This window comes from Acinetobacter sp. NIPH1876 (genome assembly GCF_022808535.1).
GTDB classification, from domain to species: Bacteria; Pseudomonadota; Gammaproteobacteria; order Pseudomonadales; family Moraxellaceae; genus Acinetobacter; species Acinetobacter higginsii.
Genome location: NZ_JALGBR010000015.1, coordinates 70,027 through 86,381 on the forward strand (window position 1 = coordinate 70,027; position 16,355 = coordinate 86,381).

Sequence of the window (16,355 nt, forward strand, 5' to 3'; positions counted from 1 at the left end):
TATTTTTTGGATAATAATTAATTCTGCCATTCGTTGTTGCAGTCACGGCATTTCCAATGTTTTTGTGCCTGCATAAACGCTTGCATTGAAATTTTAAAATCAGGTAGATCACGCCAGAATAAAACCCCTGCAATCACACAGATGACAAAAACGACGACGGTCGCAATTTGCAGACCTTGGCCTGCACCATTGCCAAAAATCCACATCGCAACGCTAATCAAAACCAAAATTAATAAAATAAAAATGGCAGGTACCAGAAGCACCAAACTTTTAGGTACGTTAGGACGAGGGCTGTTGGCACCCTGACTGGCAGGCATAATTTTCACGCTTTGACATTTAGGGCAACGGTATTGCATAGAGGATTCCTATTCTGTTTTGTCCATTTTAGCGAAAATTATGCAAAAGCAAAAATCTTGAGCCTTTCAAATACATAAATTTACTTATTTTTTTGTTTGTGATGCCACAAAGTCGATTTTTACATTTGCTTGAAAAGCTTGCTACAGCTCGTCTAAAGCCATTCGCAAAAGTTAGGGCAGTCTGCTAAGTTGCAACATGAGTGGGTTGAATAATGCGAAAGGAAACGCATGTTAAGCACCAAAATTCTAAAATTGCGTTTATCCCGCATTCAGAAGGGCAAACAACATTTATCCAGCCAAGATAAGTTGATGTTGGTGACGATGCAAAGCCCTGATCTCAGTGCGCACTTCCTACTACGTTTATTTAAGGTGACTTTACCCAAGCAATGGAAATTCAGGCATGAGGATGATGAAGATATTCTCTATGCCAGCCAATTGATTCAGTTGATTGAAGATGAGCTGCTGAGTGCTTATGAGTCGCATGCGCGTAAGTATGCATGGTATGAGCAGTGTTTGGTCTATCGTCTGAATTTCCTCGAGACTCAGCCGAATCAGCAGCACATTAATGGCTATCTACGTCAGTTGGATCGCTGTCTGGATCAACAACCGAAAATTGATCTTTTGCATTATTTTCAACAACATTATCCAAGTGCGCAACATGCGATTGCGCTGGCCAAAGCCTATGCAGGAGCAGCACAATACAGTCAAGCAATTGAATACTATGAATGGGCGGCACAACAATCGCAGCAGCGTAATGAAACTGCCTTTTATGCTTATATTGATTGTCTGTTGAGTCGCAATCAGCCTGAATATCAGCCACAGTTGAGTGATGTTGAATATGCGCTGCATCTGTTACTCCATCACCTGAAACCGATTGACCAGAAAAATCAGACCCAACGATTACAGCGTGCGGTCAGTTTATTGTTACCTGAGTCGATACTGCGGACACGAGCTTCAAATACCAATTTATTGGCAGATATGGGACGAGGCCTAAATTCGCTGGGGAAATCTTTAAATAGCATTTTTGGCTCTAAGCAATCGCATATCCCTTTTAGTCAGGACGTCATTGCAACCGCACCGCAGCTTTTAACAACGCAGCGTGTGCTCACAAGCTTGGTTCAGCAGAACACGATGCAAGTCGCTTGGCAGCATTTTCTGGAGCAGAATACGGCCAGTACAGGGCCAACTGATCTACCGATTACTTGTTTATGGCAAGCCATCCAGCAGAATGCAGAGATTTTGCGTCTATTACAGCGACCTGTTCATTATGAGGAATTGCTGACTCAACTGACTCCAATTAAATCGAAGCCAAAGCCTGATTTTGATCTGGGGCATATTCAGATGATTCTAGAACAAGGGCTGATGGCCTATTTAGGAGACATCCGTTTGAATAAACAACATCCTGAGCGCAACGCACTCTATGCGCAACGTGATGTGCTTGTTCAGGAGATGATTGCTTTTGCTGTCTGGTTCAATCAGGAGGTTTTAGCTCCATATCAGCAACAACAAAGCCAGCAGTTTGAGCAAGTGAGAAACGGATTGAGATTATTGGACGGATCGGCCTTAAGTAGTGGATTATTTGCCTTGCAGTTTGAAATGCAAAAACGTGTGCAGGATCTCGCTGATTGGATGGCACTAAAACTGGTGAAAGGCAGTGAGTTTGAGCAGATGCAAGCCGCATGGGTGGCCTTACGTGAGTTACCCAATTTTGGTATTGGACAAGTGCAAGTCCATCAGCTTGAAACAGTATTGGCACAGTATAAAGCGTTGCGTTTGAGTCAGATGCAGATGCTGAGCGCCGAAGATGGGCAGGCAACTATTCAAGCTGATGAGCCATAGAGTTTTATACAAAAGTGATGTGGGTCTGAAGCAGCAAATAATTTGAAGCTGTGCAACAAAAATAAGCAAATTGCTGTGCAGAGCATGCTAATCTACAGAAAAACGTCTAATAAGTTCAGAAAGCAGATCGACGCTCATAAGAAAAATGAGCCAGTAGCAAAGGGAAGAGGGAGAGCATCTTGAATCGACAAGATGATAAAAAGGCGATGTTCGATATTATGCCAGCAGATGTATCTTCATCTGATGATAAACCATCATTATCACGTCGACTAATTAATAAAACATTGCAACATGCACAAGATGCGGTGGAATTTGCCAGTGATACTTCACGCAATATTGCGGGGGTGGCAGATGCGGCACTTGACGCCTTAGATCATGTCACACACCAGACCAAGCGCGGTGTTGAAGGGGTGCGTAATACGGTACGCGATATGGTGTCAGAAACCAGCGAGGTCGCACGTCAGGTTGCATTGGCGATGGCAAGAACATCTTTGGGGAAAAGCAGTCTCACCTTATATTTACCTGAAATGCTGCTGAATAATCAAATTCGTAAAAGAATGGATCGCAGCGAAATTGATGATATTAAAATTGAATGTGGTAATGATCGCTTCCATATTGAACTCGATGGACACTATCGACGTTTTCTGTATCGACTTTCGCTCGAATTTAATGTCTTAGAGTGTCGTATTGGGCAGGAAAAGTATTTGCGTCTGCGCCAAGTCGATGAGCATCTTGATCTACAAATTCGCCATGGCGGCACCTTAACCAATTGGGCGGCACGTCGTGTTGGGAATGTGAGCTTTGAGTTAATTAATTCTTTGCCGATTCCGTTCTTGATCAATCATCTGATTCGTGATGTACCAGGTATTCAAAAAGAAGGGCATCGCTTGTGGTATATCGATCTGGAAGAAGCGGGCTTTATTGATTTCATTAATAACCGTTCGTGGATGGTGGATAAGTTATTAAACCTGACCGATTTTAGCATTTTACCAGGTTTAAATATCTTGCAAGAAAGTCGCGAGTTGGTACAACAACTGGTTGATCAATTCGAGATCCGTGGCCTACGGGTACAGTCTGGACGACTAGAAGTTCAGGTCGGGATTGGAACTGAATAGGCAATAAAAAAGCCACTGTCAATGCAGTGGCTTTTTCAGAATTTGGCGTCCCTACGGGGATTCGAACCCCGGTTACCGCCGTGAAAGGGCGATGTCCTAGGCCTCTAGACGATAGGGACATATCTGAGGAAATTTACCTGAGCGTCGTATGTCAAACATATTGATCGCTAGGCCTAAATTCTCGGCAAAGATTTTGTCTTTGCTTTTCCTCGAATTTAGTGGCGTCCCTACGGGGATTCGAACCCCGGTTACCGCCGTGAAAGGGCGATGTCCTAGGCCTCTAGACGATAGGGACGTTTCAGAGGTGGGCGTATATTAGGGCGAATTAGATAGGGTGTCAAACACTTTTCTGAATAAAATCTAAAAAAAGTGGATAAGTGTCTAAAAATAAAACATGTTGTAGAATAAACAATCAAAAATAAGCAGTTAAGCTGAAAGTCTAAATAAATCGATATTTTTACAGTGATAAAAAATGCAGCCTGAGCCAGCCAAAGCGATTGAAGCTTTAGCGCAGCGCAAGTGCATTTTTTTGCGTATTATTTATTTACGGTTTCGATAGAAAACATAATGACTTAGATAACATGCAGCAATAAACAGCAAACAACCGATAAAGCCTGCTTGCATCTCAGGATCTGCCGCCATACTTAAGCCAGTAATAAAGCAGAAGATAAAACCTAAGATCGGCACAATCGGATAAAGCGGTGCAGCAAATTTTAAGTCTTTTGCGCTATGACCCGCTTTGTACCATTGGCGTCTAAAGTTAAATTGACTCCAGCAAATACTCATCCACACGATGACCATGGTGAATGCTGCAACACCTAATAAATTCTTAAAAATCGTTTCAGGGGCAAAGTGCTCTGATAACAGACCAGGAATCGCACCAAACATGGTTACGACCAGCGCAATAATCGGGGTGCCACTTTTTGATAAGCGCGAGAATACACTTGGTAACTGACGCTGATCTGATAAAGACCACATCATACGTGATGCAGCATAAAGACCTGAGTTTGCAGCTGAGAGTAGTGCTGTAATAATCACGAAACGGATAATATCATCGGCATAAGGAATACCAATGTAGTTAAATACCGTTACGAAAGGACTGCTACTCACCCCTTCACCACCTAAGCCAGCGACTTGGAATGGAAGCAAGGCACTGATCACCACGATTGTGCCGACAAAGAAAATCAATAAACGCCAGATAGCCGCATTGATTGCCTTTGGAACATTCTCAGCAGGGTCTTTGGTTTCACCAGCAGCAACGCCAATCAATTCTGTGCCAGAAAAGGCAAAGTTAACAATCAACATGGTGGTAAAGATGGGTATAAGCCCTTGCGGGAACCAACCGTGTGCCGTCAAATTATGAAATAGTGGTGCTGATTCATAACCTTGGAATGGAATGAAACCAAAAATAGCCATCAAGCCTAGAATGATAAAGGCAATGACAGTGACTACTTTAACTAAGGCCAACCAGAATTCAGATTCGGCAAACATTCGGGTTGAGGTGAGATTTAAACCCAAAATGGTGACAGCAAAGATAATGGTCCAAATCCACATCGAAATGTGTGGAAACCATTCCTGCATCAGTAAGGCTGCAGCGGTAAACTCTGTACCTAAAGTTGCGGTCCATGTGAGCCAGTAGACCCAAGAAATCATATAACCTGTGCCTGGACCAATATATTTTTGAGCGTATGCACCAAAAGATCCAGCAACAGGCATGTGTACTGCAAGCTCACCTAAGCAGAGCATGACCATATAAGCAATTAAACCACCTAAAACATAGGCAATAATTGCACCCACAGGGCCGGTTTGAGCGATAACTTCGCCAGAACCTAAAAACAAACCTGTACCAATCGCGCCACCTAAAGAAAGCATGACTAAATGGCGAGTGCTCATGGCACGCTTTAGTGTTGTTGGTTCTGAATTCGCATTTGAGTTGGAAGATTGCATACGACAATTTGTCCAAGCATAGAGAAGCGGCTATTTTATGGAAAATTCGAAAATGTGCAATCTGCTTGAGAAAGATTATTAGAAAAATATAATTATTATATTTGAGAATATGGCGTCCCTACGGGGATTCGAACCCCGGTTACCGCCGTGAAAGGGCGATGTCCTAGGCCTCTAGACGATAGGGACAGATGAGGCAACACACAAATGACTAAAAGTCTAACTTCATCTCGGAAAAGCAGTGCGATTTCGAGAATCTGGTGGAGCCAAGCAGGATCGAACTGCTGACCTCTACAATGCCATTGTAGCGCTCTACCAACTGAGCTATGACCCCAGAATGTGTGAGCGCAATATTAGGGGGAATGCGCTCACACGTCAATCATTAAACTGAATTAAGTCTCACTATTTGCATCATTTTTCGGCAATTTTAGTGATTCATTTAGCTTTTCCCAAACTTTCAGCTCTTTCTTGCTTGGTCCACCGACAAGTTCTAGGGCGTGACGTAAACGTGCAAAAGTCAAATCAGGGCCGAGAGTAACCATCGCTTGCATGACCGGTGTTGAACTGGTCGAACCTGCAATCGCAATAAAGAAGGCTGGCATGAAATCACGTAATTTGATTTCCATTTGATTCGCCAAGTCCATCAAAGTTTGGCTAACCGTGTCGTTATTCCACGTAAACTGACTTTCTAAACGCCAAATCGCAAATTGTAGGCTTTGACGAACTTGTTCTTCGGTCAATTTTTTGCTTTCAAACTGCTCTTTGCTAATTTGTGGCATATGGTTGAAATAAAAACCTGCCCAATTCACAGCTTCAGAGAGTAAATTGATACGCGGTTGAATTGCGGCTGCGATATCTTCAAGCGTTTGACGGTCACTTTTCCATGCCAACAAGCGGTCTAGAAGTTGTCCTGGCGTCAAACCTTTGATCCACTGACCATTGAGCCAGTTGAGTTTTTCAACATCAAAGATTGGTCCACCCAGCGAAACACGTTGTACATCAAAGTTTTGGATCATGTCTTCTAGGGTGAATACTTCACGCTCATCAGGCATTGACCAGCCCATACGACCTAAATAATTTAATAATGCTTCTGGTAAAACACCGATATCACGATAGTAATTGATTGAGGTTGGGTTTTTACGTTTAGACAGTTTCGATTTGTCTGGATTACGCAACAATGGCATGTGACACAATGTTGGCATGTCCCAACCGAAATATTGATACAGTAATTGATGCTTCGGTGCAGAGGGTAACCACTCCTCACCACGTAATACGTGAGTGATTTCCATTAAGTGGTCATCCACCACATTGGCAAGGTGGTAAGTTGGTAAACCATCCGTTTTTAACAGCACCTGCATGTCAACTTGTACCCATGGGATTTCAACTTCACCACGGAGTAAGTCATTAATTTTACAAATGCCTTCCTCTGGTACTTTCATACGGATGACATGTGGCTCACCCGCAGCAAGACGACGTTGTACTTCTTCTTGTGATAATTTTAAGCCGCGGCCATCATATTTAGGTGTTTCGCCACGGGCTTGTTGTTCTGCACGCATTTGATCAAGTTCTTCTGCGGTTGCAAAACAATAGAAAGCATGACCTTTTTCAACCAATTCAAGCGCGTATTGCTTATAAATACCCATACGTTCTGATTGGCGATAAGGGGCATGTGGGCCACCCACATCTGGACCTTCTGACCAGTTCAGACCTAACCAGCGTAAAGAATCTAAAATCATCTTTTCAGATTCAGGCGTTGAGCGAAGTTGATCCGTATCTTCAATACGTAAAATAAACTCACCGCCATGCTGTTTGGCAAAACATAGATTAAATAACGCAATATAAGCTGTGCCTACATGTGGAAAACCTGTAGGAGAAGGCGCAATACGGGTACGAACTTTCATAAATTATCGAAGCTTAAATTTAAATTGAAACTATTATAACGAAAAAGCCTAGTCACAGCATGACTAGGCTTGATTTAAACATGTGAAGGGGCACATATTTAAAATTTAAGAAGTATGTGGCTGGAATATGGTTTGAACGAAACGTGAAAAACGTTCATGTTGACTGGCAAAAAACGTTTGCGTTGGTGTGGTACGGATCGTATTCAACATTTTTAACTCATCGTCTGACGATGGCAATAAACCCGTATTACGTTTTTGCTGGTCAAGCGCTTTAACAATTAAGCTTGAAGATGATTTATCAATTGTTTTTATGTTATTGCTTTCTTTAATTGCTGCCGCATGCCCCATTTGAACAGAAGCTGCTAAAAATAAGCTTAAGCATAGTGCTTTTTTCAATTTTAATGCTCGCATTGCTCACATCCCCTTCATGATTTTGAGTCTACAAGACTAACCAAACAACTATAGTATTGCTTTAATAATACGATTTAAACATAAATCTTAATAAAAAAGTATAACTACGTCACACTTTTTACAAAAATCTTAAAATTTGACACATACTGCCATGTATTTATAGCAAAACGACTACTTTATATACAAGTGGAATTTAGCAAGCAAATGTGTAGAAAAAGTGGAGAATGATAATATTTCTCATTTTGACATAAAAATAAAAGGCTGAGTATTGTTTTAATACAAAAATACCGGCTAGGGCTATATCTTAAAAATAGAATAGCAATAAATTTATTGATATAACTATATGATTGTAAATTATTTTTAAAGAAATATAGTGGTGACAAACGGGGCGAAATGGGTAAACAATAAATGAAAACTGTCATCGCAGCAGCATTGTTGGCGTTGGGCTTAAATGGTGTAGCACAAGCGGCAACTACTTTTTTAAACGTGTCTTATGATCCAACACGTGAGTTTTATCAAGAATACAATCAAGCATTTGGTCAGTACTGGAAAAAGAGAACAGGACAAGATGTTGACTTCAAGCAGTCGCATGGTGGCTCGGGTAAACAGGCACGCTCAGTTATAGATGGCTTACAGGCAGATGTCGTAACGCTTGCATTGGCCAATGATATTGACGAAATTGCCAATGCAGGTTTGATTCGTAAAGACTGGCAAAAACAATTTAAAGATAACTCTGCACCTTATACCTCAACCGTGGTGTTCTTGGTGCGTAAGGGCAATCCAAAGAATATTCGTGACTGGAATGACTTAACCAAGTCAGGTGTGGAAATTATCACTCCAAACCCCAAAACCGGTGGTGCGCCGCGTTGGATTTATTTATCAGCTTGGGGTTATGCATTGAAACAGCCGGGTGGTAATGATGCCAAGGCGCGTGAATTGGTGAAAAAGCTTTATCAAAATGTCAAAGTTTTAGACTCAGGGGCACGTGGTTCACTCACCACATTTGCTGAACGTGGCATTGGCGATGTGTTGTTGTCTTGGGAAAATGAAGCATTATTGGCAACTCAGGGCTTAGGGAAAGATAAATTTGAAATTGTGTATCCTTCAATTTCGATTTTGGCTGAACCTTCTGTGGCAATCGTTGATAAAACTGTCGATAAAAATGGCAACCGTCAGTTAGCGCGTGGTTACTTAAATTTCCTTTATTCGCCTTTAGGGCAAGAGCTGGCTGCGAAATATTATTTCCGTCCACGTAACCCGCAAGTAGCTGCTAAATATGCGCAACAATTTCCAAAGATTAAGCTATTCAAGATTGATGATGTGTTTGGTGGTTGGGCGAAAGCACAAAAAACACATTTTGTGAATGGTGCGATTTTTGACCAGATTTATGCGGAAAAACCATAAATTTAGTTCCTACTGAGATTAATGAAAACGATCGAAAAGCAAATACCGAAGGTGTTTGCTTTTTTATTGAGTGAAAAATGATAAGAAAACGGTTTTATCTATGAAAAGTTAAGAATTCTCTACAAAAAGTCGTTTGGTGCTGGCATAAAACAAGGTGATAATGTGCAGTTACATTTTCAGCTGTTGATTCATTTCTTATGTCGCATATTTCTGTCTTACTTCATGAAACCGTTGATGGCGTATTGGCAGGTCGCGATACTGGTATTTTTGTCGATGCGACCTTTGGTCGTGGTGGACATACCAAGTTGTTACTTTCAAAACTCGACCAAAATGCACGTGTTTACGCTTTCGATAAAGATCCACAAGCCCTTGAAGTTGCAGCACAATTAGAACAAGAAGATCCGCGTTTTAAAATTATTCATGCCAGTTTTGCAGATATTCAATCTGAGTTAGCCCAAATTGGTCTGACTGAAGTTGATGGCATTATGGCTGACTTAGGTGTGTCATCACCGCAATTGGACCAAGCAGAGCGTGGTTTCAGCTTTATGCAAAACGGGCCACTGGATATGCGAATGGACAATTCGCAAGGCTTGACCGCAGCAGAGTGGTTGCTTCAGATTGAAGAAGAAAAACTCGCAAACATTATTTACCAATATGGCGAAGAACGTTATAGCCGTCGTATTGCCAAAGCCATTAAACTGGCAGGTGAAATGACAACGACAGCCCAACTGGCAGAAGTGGTTAAAACCGCACATCCAAAGTGGGAAAAGCATAAGCATCCTGCAACGCGTACTTTCCAAGCGATTCGTATTGCCATTAACAAAGAACTCGATGATATCGAGACATTTTTACCGCAAGCTGTCACATTATTAAAACCAACTGCACAACTGGCAGTGATTAGCTTTCATTCTTTGGAAGATCGTTTAATCAAGCAGTTTATTCAAAAAGAATCGAGTTTGGCTGAAGACACGGGCTGGGGCATGCCTCAAGTACAGGTTGATACTCGACGTTTAAAGAAAGTTTCTCGTATTCGTGCGAGTGAAGCAGAAGTAAAAGCAAATCCTCGTTCGCGTAGTGCATGGCTACGTGTGGCTGAGCGTTTAGAGCAAAAAGGCTGAGAATGAACAACAAGAATGATGACGACGTTAAACCAAGCAGCAGAAAAGGACTGAAAAAGGTTGTTGTGTATGCTGTACTCGTTGCATTGGTGTTTACAAGTGCGATGATGGTGGTATTTCAAGTGTTTGAATACCGCCATGATTATCGTGACTTGAGTGCATATATGCGTGAAAGAGATGATTTAAACGCTGAATGGGGGCGTTTATTGATTGAACAGCAAACCTTTGGTGCAACCGCACAGATTGGTTCTCGCGCAGTCACACAACTCCGTATGTTCTCACCGCCAGCAACGCAGACGGTCGTGATTTCTTTACCTATGACTTCAAAGCAAGATAAATAAGGCATGCTGTATGGCAGATAAGCGAACTAAACCAATACGAAAAAAACAGCAGTCTATTTCTGAAAGACCGACCCTTGCTTTGGATATGTGGCGATTTTATCTGCTTTGGGGAACGGTGCTGCTTTGTTTTGTGGTGTTGATTGCCCGTGCGTTCTATGTGCAAGTGGTCAATAAAGACTTTTTGCAAAATAAGGCCAATGCCAATATTTTAAGAACTGAACGCCTAGAGGCGATGCGTGGCGTGATCAGTGACCGTCATGGTGTACCTTTGGCAATTAGTACGCCGATCATGAAAATTGTGATGGACCCAAGAGATTATTGGGAAACCAAACAACAATTTGACGAGATTACAGCTGAACTCAAAAAAGATCCGAATAATCGTAAATTAAAACGTCAATTGCCTGATAAAAACTTGAACCTAGACGAACTGGCAGATGCAGTGGGTGTAGATCGTGCAGATTTAAAGAAACAAATGCAGGCACGTCCACGTTCACGTTATTTAGTTTTGCAAAAAGAAATTCCACCACAGCAAGCTGACTTGATTACCAAGCGTAATTTCCAAGGCGTTTATGCAGAGAAAAGTTATAAACGCTACTACCCACAACCGCAGCCGAATGCACAGATTATTGGTTTGACCAATAGTGAAGGGATGGGGATTGAAGGTTTGGAAATGCAACTGAATAAACAGTTGTCTGGTATGGATGGTGAACAGAAAATTATCCGTGATAAAAAGGGTAATCGTCTCAAAGTTTCAGAAGTAATCAAAGAAGTTGAATCGGGTGAAAATGTTACCCTGAGTATCGATTCACGTTTGCAATATATTATGTACCGTGAACTGACTGCTGCTGGTGTTGCCAACAATGCACGCTCAGCAACTGCGATTGCAGTCGATGTCAAAACGGGTGAAATTTTGGCGATGACCAGTTGGCCATCGTATAACCCGAACGATAAAAATGGTCTCAGTAATAAAGATGCGATGCGTAACCGTGGCGCGATTGATATGTTTGAGCCAGGTTCGACCATGAAGCCATTTACGGTGGCTGCTGCGCTAGAAAGCGGTAAATATACGCCGAATACCATTGTAAATACTTCACCGGGATCAATGCGTTTAGGTTGGCATACCATTCGTGATACACATAACTATGGTGCTTTAACCGTTTCAGGCGTGATTATTAAATCCTCAAACGTAGGCTCGGCAAAAATCGCCTTGTCTCTACCAAAAGATACGGTTCCTTCATTCTTTAGACGTGCTGGTTTCGGTCATCGTTCAGCGGTGAAATTTCCGGGCGAAAGTTCTGGTTTGCTTTATTCGGGTGATAAGCTTAATCCGTCTCAGTTGGGAACCATGGCCTATGGTTATGGTTTGAACGCGACTATTTTGCAGGTGGCACAAGGTTATGCCATGTTGGCAAATCACGGCGTGCAAATGCCATTAAGCTTGCGTAAATTAGATAAAGCACCAGAAGGTACACAGGTATTGAGTCCTAAAATTGCCGATCAAGTACTCACTATGCTGGAACAAGTGACCATGCCTGGTGGCACCGCGAAACAAGCGGTAATTCCTGGCTATCGTGTTGGGGGGAAGACAGGGACAGCGCATAAACTACGTGCAGACCGTAAAGGTTACTCAAACAGCGAGTATCGTGCTTTATTTGCAGGTGTTGCGCCGATCAGTGATCCGCGTTTGGCCATGATTGTCGTGGTTGAAAACCCACAAGGTCGTTATTACGGTGGTTTGGTTGCAGCGCCTGTATTTGCGCGCATCATGCAAGAGTCTTTACGCCTTTTGAATGTGCCTTTAGATAAGCCACTTGATACTTCTATAAAATCCAATCCGTAGGTAAATTATGTCGATTCGTTTTCAACAGATACACCCGATCAGCATAGATGCGGCTTGGTATACCCAACCTTTTCAGGGTTTTTCTTTGGATAGCCGCAAGGTTGAGCAAGGGCAAATTTTTATTGCTTTAAATAGCTATAGCCAACCTGAAAAAACACGCCAGTTTGCACAAAATGCTTTGGATGCAGGCGCATTGGCCGTAATCAGTGAGGCATCATTAGGTCTCGCAAACGAATGGGTTTGTGCTGATGTCCGTTATCAAATGGGCGAATGGCAAAAGCAGTATTTACAAGCAGTTGATCCTGTACAGCTCTTACGTGGTCTTGCGGTGACAGGAACCAATGGAAAAACCACCATTTCACGCCTGATTGCGGAGCTGATCAGTTCACAAGGCAAAGGTTGTGCAGTGATGGGCACGACAGGCAACGGTATTCTGCCAAACTTAACCCCATCCACGCATACCACTTTGGATGCGCTGCAACTACAGTATGCGTTACATGACTATGCCAAACAAGGCGCGAGTTTTGTTGCACTGGAAGCCAGTTCACATGGTTTGGAGCAAGGGCGTCTTAATGGTTGTGAGCTTGAAATTGCAGTGTACAGTAATTTAAGTCGTGACCATCTGGATTATCACGGTACTTTGGAAGCTTATGCTGAAGCCAAAGCGTTGCTGTTTAAATTCAGAACCTTAAAAGCTGTCGTCATTAATCTGGATGACGCACATGCACAGCTTATGTTGGATGCAGCAAAAGCAAATCCATCGCAACCAAAGATTCTCACTTACTCTTTAACTCAAACGACGGCTGATTATCATATTGCAGATTTGCAATATCGTCTGAGTGGCGCAAGTTTCACGCTGATTAGCCCAACAGGTGCTTATCCAGTACAAAGTCCATTGCTTGGACAATTTAATGTTGAGAACTTATTGGCCAGCCTGATTGTTGCTGAATATGCAGGTTTTACGCTTGCTGACCTAGTACAGTTTGTACCGCAGCTCCAAGGTGCGCCAGGTCGTATGCAAGTCATTCAAGATGCTGAGCGTCTATTTGTGGTGGATTATGCGCATACACCTGATGCCTTGATTCAAGTACTGACCACATTGAAACGTCATGTCACGGGTCAGCTATGGGCGGTGTTTGGTTGTGGCGGAGATCGTGATCGTGGCAAACGTCCCCTGATGACCCAAGCTGCACTTGATCATGCCAATCCCGTTGTGCTTACTTCGGATAATCCGCGAACTGAAAATCCTGAACAGATTTTTGCGGATATGAAGCAAAGCATCAATTTCGCAGAACATGAGATGCATGAAATTCATGATCGTCGTGAAGCGATTAAATTTGTGGTGGCGCAAGCCCAAGCAGGTGATATTGTGGTGATCGCGGGCAAAGGACATGAAAACTATCAGGAAATTGATGGGGTTCGCCATTGGTTTGATGATGTGGTTGAGGTGCAGTCTGCGATTGATGCACAGCCACATCCTATCGATTCAGCCTATCCTGCGCAATAAGGTTAAAAGGTAAATAAAGCGTATGCATACTTCAACGACCAGTACTGTTCCATTACAACCTTGGACCGCAGAACAATTACAACAAGCCACACAAGGGCAGTGGCATAAACACAAGCTTCCACTAGGTGAAGTTAAACGTATTTTAACTGATTCACGTCATGCTGAGGCGGGCGATGCATTTCTTGCTTTAAAAGGTGAACGCTTTGATGCGCATAATTTTGTCGCACAAGTAGCAGCACAAGGGTGCCAAATTGCGATTGTTGATCATCCTGTCGATGCGGATATTGCACAGTTGGTCGTCAAGGATACGCGTTTGGCTCTGGGGCAGTTGGGTGCTTATCGTCGCCAACACAACCCGCAGTTGAAAGTGATTGCTTTAACAGGTAGTAGTGGTAAAACCACCACCAAAGAAATGTTGGGCAGTATTTTATCTCGCTTGGCGCCGACCTTAATTACCCGTGGCAATTTAAATAATGATCTCGGTGTACCGATGATGTTATTGGAATTGCGTCCTGAGCATCAATATGCTGTGATGGAGTTAGGGGCGAGTCATCAGGGTGAAATTGATTACACCTCGAATCTGGTGCAGCCGCATGTGGCAGGCATTTTGAATATTGGCACCGCACACTTGGGTGAATTTGGTGGGCGCGAAGGCATCTGCCGCGCTAAATCAGAAATCTATGCGCATATTTTGCCTCAAGGTACTGCAATCGTTCCTGCACAAGATGATTTTTCTGAAACGATTCGTGAGAATGCGCAAACACATTCAATGCTGAGTTTTGGTGAGGGTGGTGATATTTTTGTTACAGATATTCAGCTTCATCCTCAATCAGCACAGTTTAACTTGCATACACCACAAGGTGTGCGTGCAGTGAATTTACCATTTGCGGGTGCGCACAATGTACAGAATGCAGCAGCAGCCACCGCATTTGCTTTAGCACTGGGTATTGCATTGGATGATATTGTGCAAGGCTTAGAGCAAGCACAAGGTGCCAAAGGTCGTTTGAACTTTATTCAACATCAACATCATTTGTTTATTGATGATACCTATAATGCCAATCCGACTTCGATGCGTGCAGCGGCACAAGTTTTGCTACAACAGCAAGGCTTAAAAGTCATGGTGATGGGAGATATTGGTGAGCTAGGCGACAGCAGTTGGCAGGAACATCACGATCTAGGCCGTGACTTGGCAACTGTGCCACTTGATCACTTGGTTGTGGTCGGGGAATTCGCTGCAGCAGCGCAACAAGGTTCATCTCATTCAGAAAAGCTACATGCCTTTGCAACACAGGCAGAAGCATTACCATTTTTAATTAATTTAGTCCAAACACATCAACCCCAGTCCATGAGTTTCCTGTTCAAAGGGTCTCGTTATACCCATATGGAAACGTTGATGGCTGACTTGATGGAGAAAATTTAAATGTTGTTATGGTTATTTGAGCAATTGGCGGACTATAACAGTTCGTTTCAAGTTGTTCGTTATTTAACATTACGCTCTTTGTTGAGCTTACTGACGGCCTTGACGATCGGACTGGTTTTAGGCCCAGTGATGATTCGTAAATTACAAGCATTAAAATATGGTCAGGCTGTGAGTTCTTTTGCGCCTGAAAACCATGCCAAAAAAATGGGAACCCCAACCATGGGCGGGATTCTTATTTTACTCTCCATTGGGATTAGTACCTTACTTTGGGCTGATTTATCTAATCCATATGTTTGGATTGTGCTCGGTGTCATGGTGGTGTTTGGTGCTGTTGGTTGGGCGGATGACTGGATTAAAGTCCGTTATAAGGACAATGCGGGTTTACCTGCACGCAAAAAATTCTTCTGGACCTCAGTTGCCTCTCTGGGAGCTGGTATTGCACTGTATGTGATTGCAAAACAACAGGACAGCATAGAACATACAGCCAACATGTTGGATTTGTTGATTCCATTCTTTAAGAATCTTTCTATTCCGCTTTCAGCTGTGCCGTTAGGTTTAGCATTTATTGCGTTTACTTATCTGGTGATTAATGGTGCATCCAATGCGGTCAACTTGACGGATGGTTTGGATGGTTTGGCGATTATGCCAATTGTGATGGTCGCAGCGGGTTTGGGCGTATTTGCTTATTTATCTGGTGATATTCGTTTTGCCAATTATTTGCATATTCCTTATGTAAAATATACCTCTGAACTGGTGGTGATCTGTTCTGCCATGGTTGGTGCTGGTTTGGCCTTCCTTTGGTACAATGCACATCCGGCCCAAGTCTTCATGGGAGATGTTGGTGCTTTGGCACTTGGTGCGATGCTTGGTACGATTGCGGTGATGGTTCGTCAGGAAATTGTATTTGCCATTATGGGTGGTGTGTTTGTGATGGAGGCGATTTCTGTATTCTTGCAAATCGGCTCATTACGGATGCGGAATAAGCGTGTGTTCCTGATGGCACCTTTGCATCATCATTACGAAAAGCAAGGCTGGAAAGAGACTCAGGTTGTGATTCGTTTCTGGATTATCACGATTTTCCTGGTCGTGTTAGGCTTAATGACCTTAAAATTACGTTAAACCAAGATTCAAGAAAGAAGCTGGTATTGACCAGCTTTTT

At 42.8% G+C, this 16,355-nt stretch carries 13 protein-coding genes and 4 tRNA genes; 9 read left to right on the forward strand and 8 right to left on the reverse strand.

From position 1 onward, the window contains the following. Positions 1–17 precede the first annotated feature (17 nt). Positions 18–356 (reverse strand): hypothetical protein, encoded by a 339-nt coding sequence (locus MN869_RS16325; RefSeq protein ID WP_243308736.1) that lies wholly within the window; start codon positions 354–356, stop codon positions 18–20. Between the two features lie 228 nt (positions 357–584). On the opposite strand from MN869_RS16325, the gene MN869_RS16330 reads away from it, so the two are divergent. After that, positions 585–2,195, forward strand: a complete 1,611-nt coding sequence (locus MN869_RS16330) for a hypothetical protein (protein WP_243308738.1) — start codon at positions 585–587, stop codon at positions 2,193–2,195. Positions 2,196–2,401: 206 nt separating this feature from the next. Next, positions 2,402–3,310: a hypothetical protein gene (locus tag MN869_RS16335; RefSeq protein WP_171061116.1), complete on the forward strand. Its 909-nt coding sequence runs from the start codon at positions 2,402–2,404 to the stop codon at positions 3,308–3,310. A gap of 43 nt (positions 3,311–3,353) precedes the next feature. On the opposite strand, the gene MN869_RS16340 is transcribed toward MN869_RS16335, so the two are convergent. From MN869_RS16340 to MN869_RS16370, 7 genes are all read right to left on the reverse strand, one after another. Next, positions 3,354–3,429: transfer RNA gene (locus MN869_RS16340), tRNA-Glu, on the reverse strand. Positions 3,430–3,529: 100 nt separating this feature from the next. After that, positions 3,530–3,605, reverse strand: a tRNA-Glu gene (locus MN869_RS16345). Positions 3,606–3,850: 245 nt separating this feature from the next. Further along, complete coding sequence (locus MN869_RS16350) at positions 3,851–5,257, reverse strand: amino acid permease (RefSeq protein ID WP_005185572.1); 1,407 nt, start codon at positions 5,255–5,257, stop codon at positions 3,851–3,853. Between the two features lie 110 nt (positions 5,258–5,367). Beyond that, positions 5,368–5,443: transfer RNA gene (locus MN869_RS16355), tRNA-Glu, on the reverse strand. Positions 5,444–5,512: 69 nt separating this feature from the next. Then, a tRNA-Ala gene (locus MN869_RS16360) sits at positions 5,513–5,588 on the reverse strand. Between the two features lie 58 nt (positions 5,589–5,646). Further along, on the reverse strand, positions 5,647–7,155 hold the full coding sequence (gene gltX / locus MN869_RS16365) for a glutamate--tRNA ligase (protein WP_171550746.1): 1,509 nt from the start codon (positions 7,153–7,155) through the stop codon (positions 5,647–5,649). Between the two features lie 105 nt (positions 7,156–7,260). Then, the gene (locus MN869_RS16370; RefSeq protein WP_004803883.1) at positions 7,261–7,566 is read right to left on the reverse strand and encodes a hypothetical protein; all 306 of its coding nucleotides are present in this window, start codon (positions 7,564–7,566) and stop codon (positions 7,261–7,263) included. Positions 7,567–7,974: 408 nt separating this feature from the next. Here MN869_RS16370 and MN869_RS16375 point away from each other — a divergent pair, with 408 nt between their 5' ends. The 7 genes from MN869_RS16375 to mraY all read left to right on the forward strand — a co-directional run bounded on the left by MN869_RS16375 (position 7,975) and on the right by mraY (position 16,315). Next, positions 7,975–8,970 (forward strand): sulfate ABC transporter substrate-binding protein, encoded by a 996-nt coding sequence (locus tag MN869_RS16375; RefSeq protein WP_004803885.1) that lies wholly within the window; start codon positions 7,975–7,977, stop codon positions 8,968–8,970. A gap of 197 nt (positions 8,971–9,167) precedes the next feature. Then, positions 9,168–10,088 (forward strand): 16S rRNA (cytosine(1402)-N(4))-methyltransferase RsmH, encoded by a 921-nt coding sequence (gene rsmH / locus MN869_RS16380; RefSeq protein ID WP_243308740.1) that lies wholly within the window; start codon positions 9,168–9,170, stop codon positions 10,086–10,088. 2 nt (positions 10,089–10,090) lie between these two features. Continuing rightward, a complete protein-coding gene (locus tag MN869_RS16385; RefSeq protein ID WP_004803889.1) occupies positions 10,091–10,429 on the forward strand; it encodes a cell division protein FtsL in 339 nt (112 codons plus the stop codon). 10 nt (positions 10,430–10,439) lie between these two features. Continuing rightward, the gene (gene ftsI, locus MN869_RS16390) at positions 10,440–12,269 is read left to right on the forward strand and encodes a penicillin-binding protein PBP3 (protein ID WP_243308743.1); all 1,830 of its coding nucleotides are present in this window, start codon (positions 10,440–10,442) and stop codon (positions 12,267–12,269) included. A 7-nt stretch (positions 12,270–12,276) separates the two neighbouring features. Then, a complete protein-coding gene (locus MN869_RS16395; RefSeq protein WP_243308745.1) occupies positions 12,277–13,776 on the forward strand; it encodes a UDP-N-acetylmuramoyl-L-alanyl-D-glutamate--2,6-diaminopimelate ligase in 1,500 nt (499 codons plus the stop codon). Between the two features lie 22 nt (positions 13,777–13,798). After that, complete coding sequence (gene murF, locus MN869_RS16400; RefSeq protein WP_243308746.1) at positions 13,799–15,196, forward strand: UDP-N-acetylmuramoyl-tripeptide--D-alanyl-D-alanine ligase; 1,398 nt, start codon at positions 13,799–13,801, stop codon at positions 15,194–15,196. After that, positions 15,197–16,315: a phospho-N-acetylmuramoyl-pentapeptide-transferase gene (gene mraY, locus MN869_RS16405; RefSeq protein ID WP_004803897.1), complete on the forward strand. Its 1,119-nt coding sequence runs from the start codon at positions 15,197–15,199 to the stop codon at positions 16,313–16,315. It abuts the gene before it with no gap. Positions 16,316–16,355 lie beyond the last annotated feature (40 nt).